This is a genomic window from Natronomonas moolapensis 8.8.11, from assembly GCF_000591055.1.
Classification (GTDB): Archaea; Halobacteriota; Halobacteria; order Halobacteriales; family Haloarculaceae; genus Natronomonas; species Natronomonas moolapensis.
The window spans coordinates 703,988-723,774 of record NC_020388.1 but is presented as its reverse complement, the minus strand read 5'-3'; the positions used below and the strand labels follow the sequence as shown (position 1 = coordinate 723,774).

The following is a 19,787-nucleotide window of genomic DNA, read 5'->3' as shown; positions in this document are numbered from 1 at the left end:
GTGCCGCAGGCATCTCTGACGATCAACCCCGAGCGGCTGAGCCAACGACTTCCGGCCCCGCCAGGAGAGTGGACTCGGACCGACGATGGAGGCGGTATCGTGGAGTACCGGATCGCCGGCACAGACGGCGTTTGTGCGTCGGCGAAACTGACGGTTCGTCCGGACATCTTCAGCGAGCATGCCGTTCGTGTTGACCGAAAACAGGGGTGTAAAAACGCCGGAACCACCCGGTTTGAGGACGTTCGGACCGCCGTCGAGACAGTCGAGGCCGAACTTCACGAGGCCGAACGCGACGAGTAACGGCCGCTTCGGAGCCGGATCTACACCGAACGAGGAACTTCGTTATACTGTGACACGCTTTCGACCGATTCCACCCACCTGACGAAAACGCGAAGCGTGTCCATCTGGGCCTTTTTGTTCGCAGGGGAGAGACCCCCTTCGTCGCGCCGCCACAGCCGGTATCGGTGTAACTTCCGTCCAGTCAGACTGTTCAGGTTCGTGATCTCCTTATGATCGCACCATCGGACGAAATGACTCAGTCGAGAGCGATGCGAGCGGATCGTCGCTTCGGTGACATTGTTCTCCCTGCCGGTTGGGTACAGTTCGAGTGCGGTTTCTGGCTCGATCGGTTCCAGACTCATAGGTCTCTGGGTGCGAACTCGCAGCCAGAACCACTGTTTTCAGCGGGAGTCCACATCAAAGCCCCACCCTCAACGAGCGAACCCGCACGGGTGAGCGAAGTAGGGTGGGGTAGTTTACAATGCCGACTTCGTCCCGAAAGAACGATCGTTCACCCCGCGAATGGAGCCTGTAGCGCCCGGGTGCCGTCCCCCGGTTCTGTCGGTGCCGGATCCGACACGGTATATAATGACTTATCACCGACGGCCGAGTCGGTTGCGCTGCATGGCTGATAATAGCACGCGACCGCCGATGATAGAGCGGCTCGGGTACCGCATCGCCAACGCCGTTGAGCGCTGGATGCCGAGCCCGTTCCTCTTTGCCGTCCTGTTGACGTACTCCGTGTACGGGCTCGCGCTCGTCCTCGGGCAACTCGGGATGATCGAACAGCCCGGTGGGGGTGTGGCCGGGCCGTTCGCGCTGATCGAGTTGTGGTTCGGCGGGTTCTGGAACTTCCTCGCGTTCGCGATGCAGATGACGCTCATCCTGATGACCGGGTTCGCGCTCGCGTACCACCCGCGGGCCAACGACCTCCTGGTCCGACTCGCGAAGGTGCCGAACTCGGGTGGGGGCGCCGTCGTCCTCGTTGCGGTGTTCTCGATGGCCGTCGCCTGGATCCACTGGGGCTTCAGTCTCATCCTCGGCGCGATCTTCGCCCGCGAGATGGGCAAGGTCGCCCACCAGCAGGGCATCGACGTCCACTACCCGCTGTTGGCGGTGTCGGGCTACATGGGGCTCGGCCTCACCTGGCACTGGGGGCTATCGGGGTCGGCCCCGCTGTTGCTCACCGACGCCAGCGCGGTCGGCGAGGGCACCGCCTTCGACATGCTGGACGGTCCCATAGCCGCCAGCGAGACCATCCTCCACGGGTACGGGATCGCACTCACCGTCCTCTCGATCGTCTTCGCGGCGATCGTGCTCTACTTGATCACCCCCTCGGGGGCGCGCAGCCGGGGCATCACCGAGTACATCCCCGAGAGCGAACTGTTCGACTCGGCGGCCGACGGCGGCGACGCGCCCTCGAACGCGCCGGACGCGTCGGCCGACCTCGAGGGCGCGGGCGGGTCCGAGAGATCGGGGCGGGTTCCCGCGGAGATCATCGACAACAGCCGGCTTCTCGGCGGTCTCCTCGGCCTGATCGGCGTCGCCTACGTCGTTTCGCTGTTCGTCGAACAGGGCCGCGGGGCGCTGTCGCTCAACGTCGTCAACTTCGGGTTCCTCATGGCCGGTGTGTTGATCTGGACGAACCCCTCGGCGTACCGCGACAAGTTCGGCGAGGCCGCGAGCGCCGCCGCCGGCATCATCCTGCTGTTTCCCTTCTTCGCCGGAATTCAGGGGATCATGGCCGGGTCGGGGCTCGCGGGTGGGCTCGCGGACCTACTGATCGGTCTCTCCTCGCCCGCGACGTTTCCGGTGTTCGCGTGGCTCTCGGCGGCTGTGGTCAACCTGTTCGTCCCCTCCGGCGGTGGCGAGTGGATCGTTCTCGGTCCGTCGGTGCTGGAGGCCGCGATCGCACAGGGGATCGAGCCGGCGCACGCGACGATGGCGTACTCGGTCGGTGACGCCCACACGAATCTCCTGAACCCCTTTTGGGCGATCCCGCTGCTCGCGATCACCCGGATCAGAGCCCGCGAGATGTTCGGCTACGCGGTCGTCATGCTTTTGGCTTTGATCCCGTTCTTGACGCTCCTGTTGCTGTTGCTCCCGTACGGCGCGTTCTGAGAAACGGAGTCGGCCGGGAAACAGCTTTCACGCCGTCCAGGTGTCGCCCCACTCGGTCTGGGGGATTCTGACGCGCTCGCTTTCGCCGCCGTCGACCGGCTCGACGATCACCGCGTTGATTTTGCCGACAGAGGAGGTCTCCTTCTCGACGACCCGGTACTCGCGGTCGTCGTCGCGGACGTTCCGGACGGTCTCACCGACTGCCATCGAACTGATGTCTTCCATACCGTCGATGCGTCCGCGTCGTATAATACGCTTTCCCGCGGATCGGCGCGCGCGAAGAATGGGGAACCGATATAACCGCGCTGTCGGTACCGGCCCGCATGGCCCTCGAGATCGGTCGTCGCCTCGTCCACGCCTCGGGCGCTGTCGTCCCGGGAGCGTACCTCCTCGACGCCCGCCTTCTCGAAACCGGGGTGCTCACGTGGTCGGTGGTCCAGGGACTCGCCGCCGTCGGCCTTCTCGTGGCTGCCACCCTCGAAGTAGCCCGCCTCTACGGCGGCCTCGAGCACACAGTCTACGACCGCCTGACGCGGGAGTACGAACACGACACCGTCGCCGGCTACGCGCTGTACGCCCTCGGCGGGACGATCACCGTCGTCGCCTTCGGGCCGACGGTCGCGGTCCCGGCGCTTTTTATGTTGACACTCGGTGACCCGATCAGCGGGCTGCTCTCGACGGGCGGGTTGCGGCCGATCGCCCGGCCCCGCGTCCTCGTCGGGATGTTCCTCGCCTGCCTGTTTTTTGCGCTCCCGTTTGTTCCCCCGCCGATCGCCGTTGCCGGCGCGCTAGCGGCGACCGTCGCCGACGGGGTCAAACCGACCCTGCGTGGGTACGTCGTCGACGACAACCTTACGATCCCGCTGCTCGCGGCGGCGGCGATGCAGGCGGCGCTCTCGCTCGGGTGAGCGGGCGACACCCACGGTCCGGAGGCCAGTCGTCCGCAGGGACCGAGGGACTCGGGTCAAGGCCACGGGGCTAATAGAAGAACCGCGAGCGGGACGCCGAACGTGACCGCCAGCCCCACCAGCGCGACGACCACCCCGACAACGATCTCCCGGCCGGTGTAACCGCTCTGCGGTGCCGTCGAGCGTACCGCCGTCGATTCGTGTGGGTGGTGCTCGTGGTCCTCGTGGCCCGTCTCCTCGGTCATACGTACTCTCGGCTCCGCTATTACTTTGAGCTACCGCTTCGGGGGAGTCGCTACTCGATTCCCGCCGCTCGGTACTCACTCCCGCTCGCGGACGTGCGCTTGCGGTCCCAGCGTCTCTCGGGGCTGGACTTCCAGCCACTCCGCCAGCGCGACGAGTTGCTCGCTTGCGGCCTCGAAGAGTTCCTCGCCTTTCGCCGCCGAGGCGTCCGTCGGGTCGCCGAAGGCCCCGTTGTGGCTGTTCTCGATCGAGTCGTAGTAGAGCCGTGCCCCGTTTCGTTCGGTCTCGGCGGCCTCCAGGTCGGGACAGCCGTCGTCGCGGGCGGCTTCGAGTTCCCCCGCCCGAACCAGGTCGGCGAGGTACCACACCATCGACGTCTCTTTCGGTCCGGCGTGGGGGCCGTTGCGCTCGAACAGCGAGTCGACCAACTCGGGGATCGACTCGTCCCACATCCACTCGATGTGCCCGCGAAAATTTAGAATCGTTATTACTCAAATATGTGATTGAAAATTGAATATTGCTGTGCGAACTGCAGTAGAAAAGCAGGGGTATACCCTACTCAGCCGCCTCGTCTACCGCAATAGTAATCATAATCGAGATATTCTCGACTAACTCGTCCTCATCAGCTACGATATCACCTTCCTCTCGCTCTACTGCTATCGACTCTTCTGCTACCCAGTCCGAGATGGCTTCCCTGACAGCCTCGAATAGCTCTTCTCCCCGGTGGCTGGAATGCTCTACAGGACTCTCTCCGTTCTCTGAATAGTCCGTCATAAAATGAAGGTGGGGTTTGTAGTCTATTCGCCGTCTTCAGCCTCTAGGACCTCTTCCCTGTACTCTTCCAAGTCGTCCTCGTCCAACTCCATCCAGTCCATCAGGTCGATACTGTCACCCTCGAAGAGGTGAGAGGCGATGTGAGGGACTAGCTCGGCAAAGAACTCATCTAAGTCGTTCAGTCCCTCTCTCATCTTCCCGCCTCGTGAGCAGAGCCTATACGCAGCCCGTTGGCTCTCCTCCGAAGAGTCGAATTCGACGTATGTTTTCGAGCCGTCACTACTGTCCTCGTTGCTAAGGTGCTTGCTAGCTCCCATAGTTTGGTCACCTATCTGCCCGCAGTCTTGCGATTTTGAACGACTGCGAGCAAGCGTCTCTCGTGACGAATTCTTGTAAAGTTCTTGCTAAATATGCAGAGACGAAGTCGGTGAAGAAAAAATTTTAAAAGCGAAAAAAGCGCGAAAGAAACCGTGAAGAGCGTTCTCTTGCACCCCCTCCGGTGGGAGGACAACCGTCTTTCCGTATTCTGAAAAAATATTGTCGCTCATGTTTTTCAGTCCATCCAAAGACTTGAGACGGTTCCTTGAGAACATCTCCATGTGTCACGACTTTATCGGTACGCAGATTCAAACGATAAGGCTGGACTCTATCTTTTGGACGGGTACAAGGGGCAGAATACGACTTTCCAAGTCAGCAGACTAGCTGAAAAATTATTCTATCATCTAGAGTACGAACCTGCTATCCGTAGTCAGAAACAAGGCCCCAGAATTCCAGATAAGCTTCACTGGGGTCTTTTTGAAGCTGGTTGGGTGTACACTAACGCATCTGGTATCGCTCCGCCTACAAATGAAGCAGGTGAGATTGTCGTCGAAGGTGACAGCGTGGAAATCACCGAGGAAATAGCGAACGCTCTGGAATCATTCTTTGAAGAAACTGAAGCTGCTGATGAGGACATAGAAGAGCTAGTTGCGACACTTAATCTCGATTTATCGCCAAGTGATACTACTGGTAACGAAGTTACAACATCTAGTCAAACCACATTCTGTGATATTCCAGACTCTCGTTGTGAGGAGATTGCTGAGGAGGTGACGAAGCACTTTGAAAAAGAACTCAATACAGAAGAATGGGATATCACTTATGTTAGCGCTGGTAGAATAAATGATGAAACAGACCAGCACCAAATTATAATAAAGACAGTACATCAACAGGGTGCTGAAGTACAATATTTTCATAAGGCTATCTTTTATCCAGAAAACGGACTACAAACGGTCTGGACGACAGCAAATATACAGATTAATTGGAACCAACGAGCTGAATTAGAGAAACAGAGGGGCCAAATCATACAGTCTATAATATCTGTGACAACTAGTGGATACATAGATATTGGCGAACCTACATCAGATTTGACCTTAACAACAGAATATGGTCCGTCAATCGAACAGTTTTAACGAGTTTAGGGCGTCTAACTGACCCTATCTTTACAATTCCTCAAAACGAATTGTCAACTGGGTTATGGTCGAAAGCATAGCCGACTTAGAAGAATGTATTGGCATGGCGGTAGACTCCCTCTCCGGCGCAACGGCTAGTAGAACAGGCCCATTCATTTCGGGTTACATCTCGTTAGAGGGCCCAGAATTCCCTAATGAACTCTTCCGGCAGTACAACCAGATGTTGACCCGTGTGGATTCATCACTCACAGTCTCTAATGACGAACACATCCGCAAGCAGATTTGGTTCCTCAAAGAGGTAGGTGTGGTTGAGGAAGTGACGGCTGAGGTGTTGGCTCTCGATCCCGAGGCAGATCAAGATGATTTCGACAAGCGATTTTACGATATCTCCCACGGGGTGGATATGAGCTGGCTGGGGGAGGACGTACAGAGCATCGCTCTTGCATTAGCCGGGCGAAAAGGAAGTAGTGGGCTATTCAATGCTATCGGGCAACCTGAGCCAGCTGCTATACCCGAGAGGATTTTGAATCCACAGAGAGTGTATTATGAGGAGAATAACCCTGAATCAGCGTATCTGGATAGATAGCAATGCAATATTCTGAATACGAGCAGAAGGCTCAACAGCGTTATGCTGAGGCGACGTTACAGGATCGAAAGTCCTGCATTCGACTGTTCGATGTATATTTGGCGGGCTACCACACGGAGAGGTTGAGCGGGAAAGAGGCAGTACAGCGATTCCGAGATCTGAAGCGCACCACCCGTGGGAGCTACCAATTCTCGGAGCACGACCCTGAGTCATTCGAACAGGTTACAGAGTTCATTAGCTTGCTTTTCGATCTTGATGATAGCCGTAACATGATTCGGCACTACTTCGACTCGATCCAATCCTACTGCGACGAAATGAATCTGGAGTGGTTTGACGAGCGTGAGTTCCGCAAGTATCGGGAGAGACGATTCAAGCACTCGGGCACTGAAACTGTCTATGGATTAGCTGCTGACGATAGGAATGTATACCATCTCGGTGAGGTAGAGACGATATTGGAGAATGCTGAATCTCCCTACAGAGAGTTCTTCGCTATCCAGTACTTGCACTGTCGTCGTCCCGGAGAAGTGCTCCTGCTGGAAGCCTCCGACGTGAGATTAGAAGACGACCTCGTATGGTATCACATACTGAAGCAGCAGCGTGGGGAAGACAATCGAGAGTACGTACAGGTACGGAATGATGTCGAACGGGAATTACTGAAAGAACTAACCCACGGCGAAGAGGGGAAACTGTTCGATATCACCCTGAACGAGATCCGTGACGAACTGCGAAGGGTACAGCAAGACAGAGGTATTCCACAGCTCAAACTCAAGAACTTCCGGCATACTCGCGTGAGCCATCTGAAAGCCGCTGGATGGAGTGACGTGCAAATCAGAGATGAGTACACGAAGCACAAGCACTTGAGTACGTTGCAGGACAAGTACATGAGCTACGTGCCAGAGGAGATATCCGAAAACGATCTATGGCGAGTGATCGCTGTAGAAACAGCGGATAGCAACAACATCTCCGTAGCTGATGCTGAAGTAATGAATATCATCAAAAAGTACGAATTTTAATTGGCAGTTAGTGCCGGAAATCATAACGCTGAATTCACCGGCCCCGTGGGACAACTGATTCTACAAAAACGCGCTTATTTGTTCCGCCAGTACTGCCGATAATCGGATAGATGGGAGCTGGGAAGAGTATGGTATTTAATAGCGTTCTCTGAGGGGGAGAGTAAACCACGCCGGTTCTGTGGCTATTACCGTCGGTAGCTCACAAAGTGAATCAAATTATGACCGTACATCAAAATGCTGCTATCCAACCGAGTAGTCTAAACAAGAGTCAAGGTCTGTTATCGGTTATCAGCATCTTCAACCATCATTTTAAGTTGTGTCTACTTGTTCACAGGCACATGAGCGATTTCTCTCGGGAAGCACCGAATAAAAAGGACGGGCTCCCAACGATATTTGATAAGTGTACTCCACGACAAGATGTCCTAATTGGTGAACTCGCCGAAGACCAGTTTGCGGCCAGTCTGGCTGACGTTGCTCACTCTGACGACGCGCCCGAGGTATACGCTAACCCGCAGCTTTTTTTCGAGAAGACGTTCCCAACAGAGGGGCTGCAGGAACTGTTAGGACGCCTTGCGACTCGGTTCGTCTCTTACCACGACCAGAGCTACAGTGGCACGAACGGCGTGCTGCGCCTCGACACTTCATTTGGCGGGGGTAAAACCCACAACCAAATTGCTGCGTACCACTTGGCTGAGCGTCCCGATGCTGTTCCCGACCTCACAGACTTCCTCAACGACGAGCAGACAGCCGAGAAGTACGGAGAAGCCGCTGCGCTGGGACTCGACGTGAATACGGCTGTCTTTGTTGGCACACACGTCGACGGTACCAGTGCCCGGTGTGACTATACCGACCCCAATGCGCCAGAGACTAAGACGATGTGGGGTGAGCTCGCGTACCAACTCTTCGGGCAGGAGGGCTACGAATTCCTTCGGGAAAACGACGAACAGCAGTCCCCTCCGGGAAGCCAGAAGCTCGAACGGCTCTTCGACCGACACGACAATCCGTCACTGGTCCTCATCGACGAAATCGCAGCGTATCTTGAGCAGACTGCTGCGGTTGAGGTGGGCGACTCGACCCTCGCCAAACAGACGAATACCTTCCTGATGTCGCTTCTATCGGCGACACAGAACACTGACCAGCTCACCGTTGTGCTGAGCATTGCAGACACGGCTTTTCACGACCGGGCAGAGGATGTCAGAGGATTGGTCGCAGAGACCATCTCTGAGTTCAACAGCATTACCGACCGTACAGAGGGCTCAATCACACCGACCGAGGACGAGGAAGTGGCGTCCGTTCTCGGCCACAGATTGTTCGAAGACGTCCCGAACTCTGCCCGTGAAGCGACAGCCGACGCCTATGCCTCCTTCTACAACGGTGACCGGGAGTCATTCCCGGAACATGCGAGTTCTATGGAGCATCGTGAACGGCTGGCTGAAAGCTATCCGATTCATCCGACCGTCATCGACACGCTCACAGAGGAACTCGACTCACTACCTTCGTTCCAAAAAACGCGCGGAGCCCTTCGACTTCTCTCCCGAGGTATCCACCAGTTATGGAACTCTGATGCTGATGAGGACGGACGCCACTACGTTCGGCTTTTCGACCTCCATCCGTCCGATAGTGACGTGTTTACGACGCTTCTCCGGTTGTTCAGCTCGGTCGACATGGACTTCGAGGCGGCCATCAAGAACGACATCTACTCCGACGATGGGACTGCACACGCTGAGGAAGAAGACCGGAAGTGGACGACCAAGGGACATCCGCCCCTTGGAACTCATCTGACGACGACTATTCTCTGGAAAAGTATCGTCAAGGGGGCTGATGGGCGGGGGACGACACGCCGTCCAATCCGACACGCCGTTGCTCATCTAGACGTGGAACTCGCGCACTACGATGACGCATTAACCAACCTCCTTGGCGGCGGTCGCCAATCGGCGTGCTTCTTCCTCCACGGAGATGCAGGCGAGAAGATTCAATTCAAATCGGAAGCAAACCTCACCAAGACTATCGACTCCGTCGTCGACCGACTGAAGGAGGGGTTAGCTCGCCGCCATCTGGAGGAGGCCCTCGAATCTGCACTCGGAGAAGGAACCCTCAACGTGATTGTCGGCCCCGAAGAGCCACACAACGTTCCCGATGTGGCAGATGAGGCCCACCTCTGTGTGATGGATTTTGATACGGTGAGCGTCCACGACCCGGAAGACGTTCCCAGCGTTATTGAGACACTCCATGAAAACACTGCATCGTCCAGCGGCGGGCAACACTCCCCGCGCGTGTACAAGAACAATATCGTCTTCCTCGCCGCTACCGGGGACGCGATACACGACGCCGAGCGCACTGCACAGCGAGTGGCTGCCATCAAACACATACAGAACAACCTCGGCGAGGAGTTCGACCTGAACGAAAGACAGCAGGATGAGCTAATTGAGCGTCTCGACAAAGCCAAAGGAACGCTCGACCAAGACATCAAGAAAGCGTACACCCACCTGTACTATCCCAGCGACGGCGGTCTGGCTCATCGCCGGATTACCACCGATACAACCATCCATCAGGCTGTCATCGACAAGCTGGAGGAATCGGGAAAAATCATCCCCGAGGGCGAGGGAGCATACGGCGTCGAGTGGTTCGAGAAGACTCTCTGGAACAAGGGTGCTGACTCGATGACCACCCGGGCTCTCGAAGAGCAGTTCGGCAAGCGAACGAGTGTGGAGGACGACTCCGGAAACGTTCACGACGTCGAGATACTGCTCTCTCCGATTCCGCTGCGGAAGACGATTGCCCGGATGGTTTCCGAAAGCGAATATACGTATTGGGACGGTGAAACCAACACAGGCTATTACAGAGAGGGTACGACCCTCCACGGTCACAGCAACGACCTCGGCGACGCAACCAACCTCCAGACTGGGCTCGACTATCGGGACGTGAAGTTGGCAAAGTCCCACCGCGTGTACGACTCGGTCGAGGAGCTTGTAGAGGAGGTCGACGTCGACTGGGATACGACGATTACCTGTTCCGACTGTAACCAGACCTTCGACTCACAGGCGGCGTACGACGAGCACGATTGCGATATCGCTGAGAAAGTCACCTGCGACGAATGTGACGACACTTTCAGCTCACAGGAGGCGTATCAAGACCACCTCCCTTGCTCGGACGACGACGGCCCGCTTCCAATGTCGGCGAATGCGTCCACATCGTCTCCGTATCACGTGCCTCGGGCTCTGAAGGAGATGCGGGCGGACATCGATACGGCAATCGAGCGGGCCCGGTCAGAGTACTCGGGGCATCCAGACGAGATAATAACCGCAGTCGAGGGCGTCTGGATTCGGATAGAGGGTGCCGACGGGTGGAAGGGCGCGTGGTTCACGGCGAACAAGCTGGGCGACTCCGACGAGTTCGCAGACCACACGCTCGTCAACTTCGACTACACCGCTTACGACGAGAGCGAGTCGATGGTGGATATCACCTATCGGGGTGACCCGTCAGCGTTCGCGGACCACTTCCGATTCAATATGGAACCGGAGGACTTCTCGACGCCCGACGGTGAGCGGACAGCCGAAGCCGACTTCAGCATCGAGTTTGAGGGTCAAGACGACCCGATGTTATACGGGGAGACGTTCGAGGCCCTCGACGACCTGCTCGCCGTGGACAACGCGTTCACGGTAACGATGGAAACGGAGGTTGAAATACGAGCCCGCGACCAAGGAGACTCGTAACTATGAGCAAGGGTCAGGGCTTCATCGAAGGCGAGTCGTTCGCGTTCACCAGCGGTGTCTACGGCGACCGACCGACGTTCGTCCTCACTCGGAATCGCGTCGATGACCGAGCCGAAATCACACTGTACGAACTCGCCCCGAAAGAAATCGCGACGGCACGACAAGAGCGGCTCGACCAAGTTCACAAATCGACTCAGGTGACAACCGTCGAGCTGAGCGAAGCCATCGTCGATGGTGAGACTCCTGCTGACCTTGACGGTGACAACCTCGGGCACGACTGGGCGGACTGGTGTGCAATTAAAATCGCCACGCTTCGGGGAAAGCGGTTCAACGAGGTGAGCTACCTCATCCAGTCGACGCTTCGGGAAGCTGGGCTGGAGCCCGAGACCGTCTGTACTGGGGCGCCGGCGAGCCTCTCGCTTCCGGAGGCCGCTGGTGTGCGGTTGTCGATAGCATTCCGGGCGATGAAGCACGTCCAACGCCGCGACCGCCTGCGGGCAATCGCTGATGGTATCTCACAGATGAGCCTCGGAGAGTGCTACTACTGGCACGCTAAGGCACGGTCTCCAACCTCTCCAAACGGAGTGAAGGCATTACGAACGCTGCTTGCCGACCACATCGAGTAACTACAAATACATGAGCGAGAAAGTCACCGACGAAACGGAGAATTCAGAGTCAAAAGCACCAGAAAAAGTTGCCATAGAAGGCAAACTACCCCTCACTGCTATTGACATTGAAAGTCAGAAAGATATGGAGTCCGGCCGTTACCATTCGCTACGCAGTCTGCACAAGTGGTTTGCGGCCCGTCCGACCCCAGCGGCCCGGTTATCTGTACTGGCATCAGCGTATCCGGGTGATATAGACCCAGACTATCTTCTGAAACTGATGCAAATTGGTCCGAAAGCTATGGACACCAATATTTCAGAATATGTTCAAAAAAGGTTTGCAGAACCCTCTGGTGGCAAGACCTTGGATGAGCACTACGGGTATCCCAACCCGAACACCCAGTCCCCAACTGAATCGGAACTTGATGACTTTCTTAAGACGGTGAAAACGGCGTGGGGCGGCAGCATCCCAACTGTGCTAGACCCGACCGCGGGTAGAGGGATTATACCATTTGAAGCAATGCGTTACGGCTTTCCAACAAAAGCTAACGAACTGAATCCTGTTCCATCTCTTATTCGTACGTGTTTACCCCCAGATGGATATCGTCACTCTCTCGTGAGTGCCACCCAACTGGTGTCGTAGACTGATGCAACAGGCGGGCAAACACGCTTTCGAGGGATGGTCTCCAGACCGGAGACCATCCCGTCTCGCCTGTTCATGACCTCTTCGGAACCTACCAAGGAAGAGATCCTTGAGCGTCTGGTCGCACTTGAGAAAGAGAACGAGGAACTTCGAGAGGAGAACAAGCGGCTCAGAGCCAAGCTTCGGTGGTACGAGGGACCCCATACACCACCGAGCAAAGACCAATCGGACCAGGAGGAGTCGTCCTCGTCCGATGGGGACGAGGACGACGAACAACCACGTACTGACGGTGGCACGCCTGGCCGAAAGTCCGGACATGACCCGGAATGGCGCGACGCTCCTGACCCGGATCAAGAGATCGAGGTTACCTGTGACTGCTGTCCAGACTGTGGTGAAGCGTTCGACGAGTCGGCGGGCGTCAGCCCCCGACTCGTCGAGGAACTCCCGGATCCACAGCCACCAGAGGTCACACAGTACAACCGCCATCACTACGAGTGCCACTCCTGTGGTGCCGAGACTGTCGCCTCACACCCCGACTGCCCCGATGAGGGGCAGTTCGGGGTGAATGTCATCGCACAGGCGGCGCTCTCTCGGTACGATCACCGCCTTCCCTACCGGAAGATCGCCGATCGCTTCGAACAACTCCACGGACTGGAGTTCACGGGTGCGTCCGCGTGGCACGCGACCGAGCGCGTTGCACGCGCCGGTCGCTGTGAATACGAGCAGATTCGCCGTCAGATCCAGCAAGCCGACGTTGTCCACGTTGACGAGACTGGAATTAAACGCGACGGCGAACAGGCATGGATCTGGACGTTCACCACCGAGGAGCACACGCTGTACGTGGCTAGGGAGAGTCGAGGAAGTGATGTTCCCGCGGAAGTCCTCGGCGAGGACTTCGCGGGAACAGTCGTCTGTGACGGGTGGACGGCGTATCCGGCTTTCAGCAGCAACCTCCAGCGGTGTTGGGCGCATATTCTACGGGAGGCTGAAGACGCCGCCGAGAAACAGACGGAAGGCGAACCGATCTACCGTGCCCTCAAACAGCTGTACGTCGCTCTCCAGACCCGGCTGGAGAGCGACTTGACAGTCCGCGAGCGAGCAGAACTCCAACGTGTGGCGCGGAGAGAGCTTGAATCGCTGATAGAACGGTCAGTTCCTGACGGACCAGTGGCAACACTACTCGGCAAGATCGAAGGAGGCCTCGACCACTGGCTCACCTTTATCGGTGAGCCAGCGGTCTCCCCAACGAACAACGCCGCTGAAAATGCGCTCCGTGAGCCAGTGGTTCTCCGGAAAATCATCGGAACACTCCGGAACGACCGCGGTATGTTCGTGCATGAGACGCTGCTGTCCCTGCTGGCGACGTGCCGCCAGCAGGGACGCAATCCCTACGACGAGTTCAAGCGAATCGCTCGAAACAACGAGATGATTTCACGAGCTCAGACCGTACCCGCTGTTGCATCCTCGGGGTAAACACATACTCTTATTCTAAAAGTGGCTTTAGAATATGCACCTGAGGTGGGGTCATTAGAGCCAGAAGTATATGAGTGGCGAGATAAAATTCAGAAAGAAGCAAAAGAAAATATAAAACCATATTATAAAACGGAAGATGAGACTCACGAAATACTGAATTCAGCTGTTACTTATATAATTGAATGCGACGCTTGCGGAGGTGACATACCACTTACCAAGCGTTGGTGGGTAAACAAAACCTCAAATGGCGGAGACGCAATCCGGCCAGTGTATAATGACGGGTCAGTAAAATACGAACATGTCAAGGTGCAAGATGTTTCTGATGAGTTTGACCCGAACGATGCACCAGTAACTCGAAGAAAGGCGACGTGCCCCCACTGTGATGTTACCTCGGAAGAAGAGCAGATACAAGAAAAAATTGCTGGGGGGAAGTTCAAGTACAGCGTATATGCAGTCAATTACGAGACCCAGAAAGGTGACTGGCACTTTAGGGGAGGGTCAGAGGTTGACGAGAAGGGAATGCAGAAGGCAGCAAAGAGAGTTGATTCTGATTTTGAGTTGATGACTTTCTTAACTGAGCCGATTGATGTCAGCAGCAGGACGAATGACCCCAAAACATGGGGGATGGATGAATGGAGGGACATATTCACACCCCGCCAGTTGATTACGCACTATGAATATTGTCAGGCATATAAGAAATATGCGAATGAGATTCGTGAGTCATACACAGAACAAAAGGCGAAAGCCATCCTGACGCTACTAACTTTCCCCATATGCAAGTCTGTTGACCACAACTCGCGTCTTTCTGTATGGAGAGATTCACGCGGGTATGGAGCCAATATATTTGGCGAAAATAACTTTTCTCAGAAAAAAATGTTTGTTGATAATAATCTGACTGCCCCTCGAAGAGGGTTCATAAACAATTCCGACCACGCAATCTCGTCGTATGAGGACTTAGCAGTATACGTATCTGGTAGGGAAGCGTCTGATATTACGACTGCTGACGGTGCTGACCTGTCTAAATACTGGGAGCCAGAGAGTGTTGATATTGCAGTCGTGGACCCACCATACTACGATAGTATAATGTATGGAGAAATGTCTGACCTATTTTACGTAGTTCAGAAAGAATTGCTTGAAGATGATTTCCCAAGCTTATTTGATTCAAAGCTGACAAATAAGGACGATGAAGCCGTTGCTAATCCTTATCGATTCGATGGAATAGCTGAAGGAGAACAGTCGAAAGATGACCTTGCCGATGAATTCTATGAACAAAAAATGGAGGAAATATTCTCTGAGACTCACAATCTGTTATCTTCAGAAGGAGTCGTGACAGTGATGTTTACTCATCGTGATATGGAAGCGTGGGACACTCTAACCACTGGTCTCATTAATTCCGGGTTTACCATCACAGCTACTCATCCGATTAAGACCGAAATGAAAGACAGGGTTGGGCTTCGGGACAAAGCCAGTGCGGACAGCTCTATACTATTGATTGGAAGAAAACGCTCACAGAACCAGTCTAAAGGAACAACCCTTTGGGAAGATGTACAGGAAGATTTTCAGAGGATAGCTGAAGAAGAGGCAAAAAGTATCCTTGATTCTGGATACACAATCTCTAAGACAGATATGGCAATATCCGCGTATGGTCCCACTCTTCAAAGGTTCGCCGAAGAGTACCCCGTGGTAAACAAGAAAGGTGAGAGAATCAAACCGAGGGAGGCTCTTGCTGAGGCCAGAAAGGCAGTTACTAGTGTTATCGCTGAGCGATTCTTAAATACGAAAGGGGTTGACGAATTAGACTCTCTAACACGGTGGTATATCCTTGCTTGGCTCACCTATGAGAACAACACATTCCCGTACGATGAAGGGCGACAGCTGGGAGTAGCTGCTGGGGTTGATATTGACGATATTAAAAGACCTACCAAACTGTGGAGAGGAGGACAAGAAATTGAATTACAGAATCACAGTGAACGTGTACAGGATATTGTAATGCTTCAGAATGATAGTGTTGATGACCCCTCCTCAAGGAAGTACCCAACCAATCCTACTGACACCAGATTTGCTTACACTATTGATGCAATACACTCTGCCCTCCACGTCTATGAAAGAGAAGGTGCCAAAGCAGCGTGGGATTGGCTTACGGAACGTAATCTCAAGTCCGACAGTGCATTTGAGATTGCCGTAACAGCACTACTTGAAGTCCTTCCTGATGAAAATGATATGCATAAAACACTCATTGACCTAATCTCGGGGGAGACCGGGGAGTACCTCGATATCAACGTTGACCACATCGATATGTCCGGCGTTGACCGACAGACCTCTCTCGGTGACCACACAGAATGACACTCCAAGACGTCTCGTGGCGACCGGTGTACGAGAGCGGCTTCGGCCGCGACGAGACGTTGATGGACGCATTTTACCGCCCCTTTCTCAGTGAGATTGTCCGGTACGACCGACTCGCAGGCTACCTGAGCCTCCGCAGCCTCGCCAACGCTCTCGAAGGCATCGACTCTCTGTTGGAAACCGAGGGACAAGTACGTGTTATCGCTGGGGCAGACCTACAGGAACGGGAGAGAGGTGCCTTGTTTCCCGATAGCGACGAACCACTCTCTCCGTGGGTTGAGTCCCAGCTCGCCATCATCGGCACACTCCTCGACCGGAGCGACCTCGAAATCCGGGTTGGTGACCCCGCTCCCGGTGGCGGGATATTTCATCCGAAGCTCGGCATCGGAATCGACAACGCAGAGAAGCCGAACAAGCTCTCCTTCGAGGGGAGTGTCAACGAGACGCTGACTGCGTGGCAACACAACTATGAGCGGTTCAAAGTCCACCGTTCATGGATGGACGGCGAGCGCAAGTACGTCGAAGAGGACGTTGACACTTTCCAGCGGCTCTGGGAGGACGCTCACCCCTCCGTCGACGTCTACGAACTTGATGAGGCCGCCCAGCAGGACATCATCGACTGGACCGAGACTGGCCGCGACCTCGAACAACACGTCGAACGTGTCCGCCAGCACTCACCTGAAGCGACTGTCTCCGAGAGTACCACCGGGAAGGTTGTCTCCGCCGCTGGGCGTTCACCGGGTGGACTGCACCTCGCCGAAGACATCAGCACGCTCGAACAGATATGGCCCCACCAGCGGACGATTTCCGACACGGCTGTCTCTGTCTACCCGAACAATCTCCTGTTCTGTGACGAGGTCGGACTTGGGAAGACCATCGAAATCGGACTGACGCTCTCTCGGCTCGTCCACACTGGTCAGGTTGAGAACGCGCTGCTGCTCGTCCCGGCTGGATTGGTTCAGCAGTGGCAGGACGAGCTGTTCAACCGATTCAATATCCACGCCTACTACCACGACCGAGCATACGACGGCGACTATCTCGTTGGTCCGTTTGGTGGGCCGAGCGACCACCGAGTCAAGCTGGATGGTTGGCGGCAGGCCGATACATGGAGCAACACTCCTATCGGAGGGTACATCCACGACCGCGATGAGCCGAGCGTCATCATCCAGTCGTGGCACACTGCCCGGCGAGAAGACAACCAGCCCCACGTCGCTCCCGAACGCGACGACACGCTCTGGGACCTTACGGTCGTCGACGAGGCCCACAGCGCACGAGAAGAGACACAGCTGTACGACCTGCTCACCAGAGTCGAGTCGGTTTCGGAGTGTCTCTATGCACTCACAGCGACCCCGATGCAGCTGAACGTGGGCGAGCTGTACGACCTGCTCCGGTTGGTCGACTTGCCCGAGTCGTGGGACGACAAGGAGCAGTTCGAGGAGTTCTTCGAGACACGCCGAGTGCTCGAAGAGAGTCTCAACGAGGGGGAAACGGGCTCTCGGGGGTCGAACCTTGCCGAACAGACGGTTCTTGACTCTGTCCGGGAGGAACTGGAACTCGGCGATGACGATGAAGGAAAACAGCTCGCACAGACCCGTATTGAGACGTTCGCAGAGATGCTCCACGACCACATCGATGCCCATCTCGGCTACGACGGCCGGGCACAGGAAGTCGTGGACAGCACCGAGTCGCTCGGGCTGAAGCAGCGCAAGTCGCTTGAGAAGTTGGTAGGGCTCAGAGAGACATCCTCGCGGTTCGACAACCCCCGCCGTCTCGCCTTCGATTGCGGCGTTGAGGGCTGGGAGGCACTCGTTGAGGCGGCCGAGTGGGCGACGCCGGTCCAGTCCCGCATCTTCCGGAACACGCGGTCTGTCTTGGAGGACTGCAAGGAACTGGGGCTACTGGAAGACACCGTCCCAAAGCGGTCAGTCGAGACGAAGCGAATCGACCTCGGAGAGGCGAAGCCGCTGTACGACCGGGTCGAGGACTACATCGACGACACGTACGAGGCCTCGCAGAAGGCTCTCACCGGGAAAGAGAAGCTCGCACTTGGGTTCGTGATGACGACCTACCGACAGCGGCTCACGAGTAGTCTCTACGCTATCAAGGAGAGCCTCAGCCGCCGCATCGACAAGCTGGACGAAGAGGTCGAGGACATGACCGAGGAAGTCTCGCGGCTCAGCGAAGATACGGGAGTGACCGAAGCGACGATTGACGAGGTCGTCGGACAGACCTCGCTCGACGCGTACCGACCGACCGGAGACCTGAGCATCGTAAGCCGCGAGCTCGAAGAGCTCCGTGACTTCATCGACGAACTCAACCGTGCAATCACCGACCCAAAGATTGTCCACCTACGAAACGACATCAAGAGCCTCCGACAGGACGCCCGTGACAACATTGTCATCTTTACGCAGTATCAGGATACGCTCGACCATATTCGGCACACGCTGACCGACACACACCCGAATGTCGGAACCTACAGCGGGTCTGGCGGGAGTCGATACAACGCCGAGACCGACTCATGGGAGATGGTCGGGAAGGAAACCATCAAAAAGGAATTCACCAGCACAGGTGGAACAAATATCCTCATCTGTACGGATAGCGCGAGCGAAGGGCTTAATCTTCAGACGGCGGACGCGCTCATCAACTACGACCTGCCGTGGAATCCGATGCGGGTCGAGCAGCGCATTGGTCGTATCGACCGCATCGGGCAGACAAATCCAGTAGTCAAAATCATCAACTACGCCTACGAGGACAGCGTCGACGGTGACATCTATGAGGAGCTGGAGAACCGGCTCGACCTCTTCGAGGACGTCGTTGGGCCAATGCGTCCCGTCCTCAACAGTCTTGAAGGCGATATCAAGACAGCGGTCATGGACGACGATTTCGGAGATACAGGCGAACAGGTAACCGACCAAGCCGAGCAGCGCGCCGAGGCGGCACAGAGAGAAGCGGAAAATGCGGGCCTTGACAAGGAAGAGGAAGCCGAGGTGACGCGAGAATCGCTCATCCGTAATGCAGGGCTGGTCGGTTGGGGTGATGCTCATCATCCGGCTATAGCGGGAGTCGGCCAGCGTACTCGCGCATATGAGCCTACTGCGAGTCTTGAACTGATGGAGACTCTTCTCACACAGAGCCGAGTGTTAGGCTCGGCCGGCTGGGAGTTCACCGCTCTTCGGAACCACGACCGAGCCGACGAGTACCCCGGAACAGCACGTGGTGCGTACGTGTTGGATGCTCCTGACCAGACTGAAATCGAGACGCCCGAGACAGCCAAAACGACGGCGCAGGCTGAGCTGAGGGGAGCTGACGAAGCGGTGGTTACCTTCGACCCAGCTGTGGCAGAGGAGTTCCCATCTATTCGTCTGTTGCTCCCTGGAGACCCGCTCTTCGATAATCTCGTCGCAAAGACGACACAAGGACAAGACTCCGAAGTTGCCTTCGTTTGCGGGTCTCAGGAGGCAGAAAGCGTGACCGTTGAGACAGATTACGAGGGTACTGCTGGTGCTGATGTTGTCCTACCGGCTGTCCAAAATAACTCTCGGGGGAATTTGCCCGAGGGGACATCTTTGCCGGACGTATCAGACGCGAAGCAGACTATCCACAGCTGGTTGACTGAGGAGTGATACGGGGCCTGCTCT

16 protein-coding genes and 2 pseudogenes are annotated in these 19,787 nt (G+C 56.0%); 12 read left to right on the top strand and 6 right to left on the bottom strand.

Features of this window, described 5'->3' with window-relative positions; genetic code table 11:
• Positions 1–300, top strand: coding sequence for a hypothetical protein (locus tag NMLP_RS03595; protein WP_015408769.1), 300 nt, complete (start codon positions 1–3; stop codon positions 298–300).
• A gap of 50 nt (positions 301–350) precedes the next feature.
• Here NMLP_RS03595 and NMLP_RS16115 read toward each other — a convergent pair.
• Positions 351–641 (bottom strand): annotated as a pseudogene (locus tag NMLP_RS16115) (site-specific integrase); the annotation flags it as partial.
• A 262-nt stretch (positions 642–903) separates the two neighbouring features.
• Between NMLP_RS16115 and NMLP_RS03590 the strand changes: the two are divergent.
• Positions 904–2,400 carry a short-chain fatty acid transporter gene (locus NMLP_RS03590; protein ID WP_015408768.1) on the top strand — a complete coding sequence of 499 codons (1,497 nt, stop codon included), beginning with the start codon at positions 904–906 and terminating at the stop codon, positions 2,398–2,400.
• 27 nt (positions 2,401–2,427) lie between these two features.
• Here NMLP_RS03590 and NMLP_RS03585 read toward each other — a convergent pair whose 3' ends face one another.
• On the bottom strand, positions 2,428–2,625 hold the full coding sequence (locus tag NMLP_RS03585) for a hypothetical protein (protein ID WP_015408767.1): 198 nt from the start codon (positions 2,623–2,625) through the stop codon (positions 2,428–2,430).
• Positions 2,626–2,723: 98 nt separating this feature from the next.
• On the opposite strand from NMLP_RS03585, the gene NMLP_RS03580 reads away from it, so the two are divergent.
• Positions 2,724–3,308, top strand: a complete 585-nt coding sequence (locus tag NMLP_RS03580; RefSeq protein WP_015408766.1) for a diacylglycerol/polyprenol kinase family protein — start codon at positions 2,724–2,726, stop codon at positions 3,306–3,308.
• A gap of 56 nt (positions 3,309–3,364) precedes the next feature.
• Here NMLP_RS03580 and NMLP_RS03575 read toward each other — a convergent pair whose 3' ends face one another.
• The 4 genes and pseudogenes from NMLP_RS03575 to NMLP_RS15010 form a co-directional block, all read right to left on the bottom strand.
• Positions 3,365–3,553 carry a DUF7550 family protein gene (locus tag NMLP_RS03575; RefSeq protein WP_015408765.1) on the bottom strand — a complete coding sequence of 63 codons (189 nt, stop codon included), beginning with the start codon at positions 3,551–3,553 and terminating at the stop codon, positions 3,365–3,367.
• Positions 3,554–3,628: 75 nt separating this feature from the next.
• Positions 3,629–4,012, bottom strand: a pseudogene (locus NMLP_RS03570) (creatininase family protein); the annotation flags it as partial.
• A gap of 94 nt (positions 4,013–4,106) precedes the next feature.
• A complete protein-coding gene (locus NMLP_RS03565) occupies positions 4,107–4,325 on the bottom strand; it encodes a hypothetical protein (protein WP_049926095.1) in 219 nt (72 codons plus the stop codon).
• Between the two features lie 23 nt (positions 4,326–4,348).
• On the bottom strand, positions 4,349–4,642 hold the full coding sequence (locus tag NMLP_RS15010; protein WP_015408763.1) for a hypothetical protein: 294 nt from the start codon (positions 4,640–4,642) through the stop codon (positions 4,349–4,351).
• A 336-nt stretch (positions 4,643–4,978) separates the two neighbouring features.
• Here NMLP_RS15010 and NMLP_RS15005 point away from each other — a divergent pair, with 336 nt between their 5' ends.
• The 9 genes from NMLP_RS15005 to NMLP_RS03535 all read left to right on the top strand — a co-directional run bounded on the left by NMLP_RS15005 (position 4,979) and on the right by NMLP_RS03535 (position 19,772).
• A complete protein-coding gene (locus NMLP_RS15005) occupies positions 4,979–5,773 on the top strand; it encodes a hypothetical protein (RefSeq protein WP_152024097.1) in 795 nt (264 codons plus the stop codon).
• Between the two features lie 64 nt (positions 5,774–5,837).
• Positions 5,838–6,359, top strand: a complete 522-nt coding sequence (locus tag NMLP_RS03560; protein WP_015408761.1) for a hypothetical protein — start codon at positions 5,838–5,840, stop codon at positions 6,357–6,359.
• A gap of 2 nt (positions 6,360–6,361) precedes the next feature.
• Positions 6,362–7,372 (top strand): tyrosine-type recombinase/integrase, encoded by a 1,011-nt coding sequence (locus NMLP_RS03555; protein ID WP_015408760.1) that lies wholly within the window; start codon positions 6,362–6,364, stop codon positions 7,370–7,372.
• A gap of 338 nt (positions 7,373–7,710) precedes the next feature.
• A complete protein-coding gene (locus NMLP_RS03550; RefSeq protein WP_015408759.1) occupies positions 7,711–11,085 on the top strand; it encodes an ATP-binding protein in 3,375 nt (1,124 codons plus the stop codon).
• Between the two features lie 2 nt (positions 11,086–11,087).
• Positions 11,088–11,711: a DUF7680 family protein gene (locus NMLP_RS03545; RefSeq protein ID WP_015408758.1), complete on the top strand. Its 624-nt coding sequence runs from the start codon at positions 11,088–11,090 to the stop codon at positions 11,709–11,711.
• Between the two features lie 10 nt (positions 11,712–11,721).
• Positions 11,722–12,333: a DUF1156 domain-containing protein gene (locus tag NMLP_RS14130; RefSeq protein ID WP_076982686.1), complete on the top strand. Its 612-nt coding sequence runs from the start codon at positions 11,722–11,724 to the stop codon at positions 12,331–12,333.
• Between the two features lie 36 nt (positions 12,334–12,369).
• The gene (locus NMLP_RS03540) at positions 12,370–13,806 is read left to right on the top strand and encodes an IS66-like element ISNamo3 family transposase (protein WP_015408665.1); all 1,437 of its coding nucleotides are present in this window, start codon (positions 12,370–12,372) and stop codon (positions 13,804–13,806) included.
• Between the two features lie 21 nt (positions 13,807–13,827).
• Positions 13,828–16,149: a DUF1156 domain-containing protein gene (locus NMLP_RS15000; protein ID WP_152024096.1), complete on the top strand. Its 2,322-nt coding sequence runs from the start codon at positions 13,828–13,830 to the stop codon at positions 16,147–16,149.
• Positions 16,146–19,772, top strand: coding sequence for a DEAD/DEAH box helicase (locus NMLP_RS03535; RefSeq protein WP_015408757.1), 3,627 nt, complete (start codon positions 16,146–16,148; stop codon positions 19,770–19,772). Before NMLP_RS15000 ends, NMLP_RS03535 begins: the two co-directional genes overlap by 4 nt.
• The last annotated feature ends 15 nt before the right edge of the window (positions 19,773–19,787 follow it).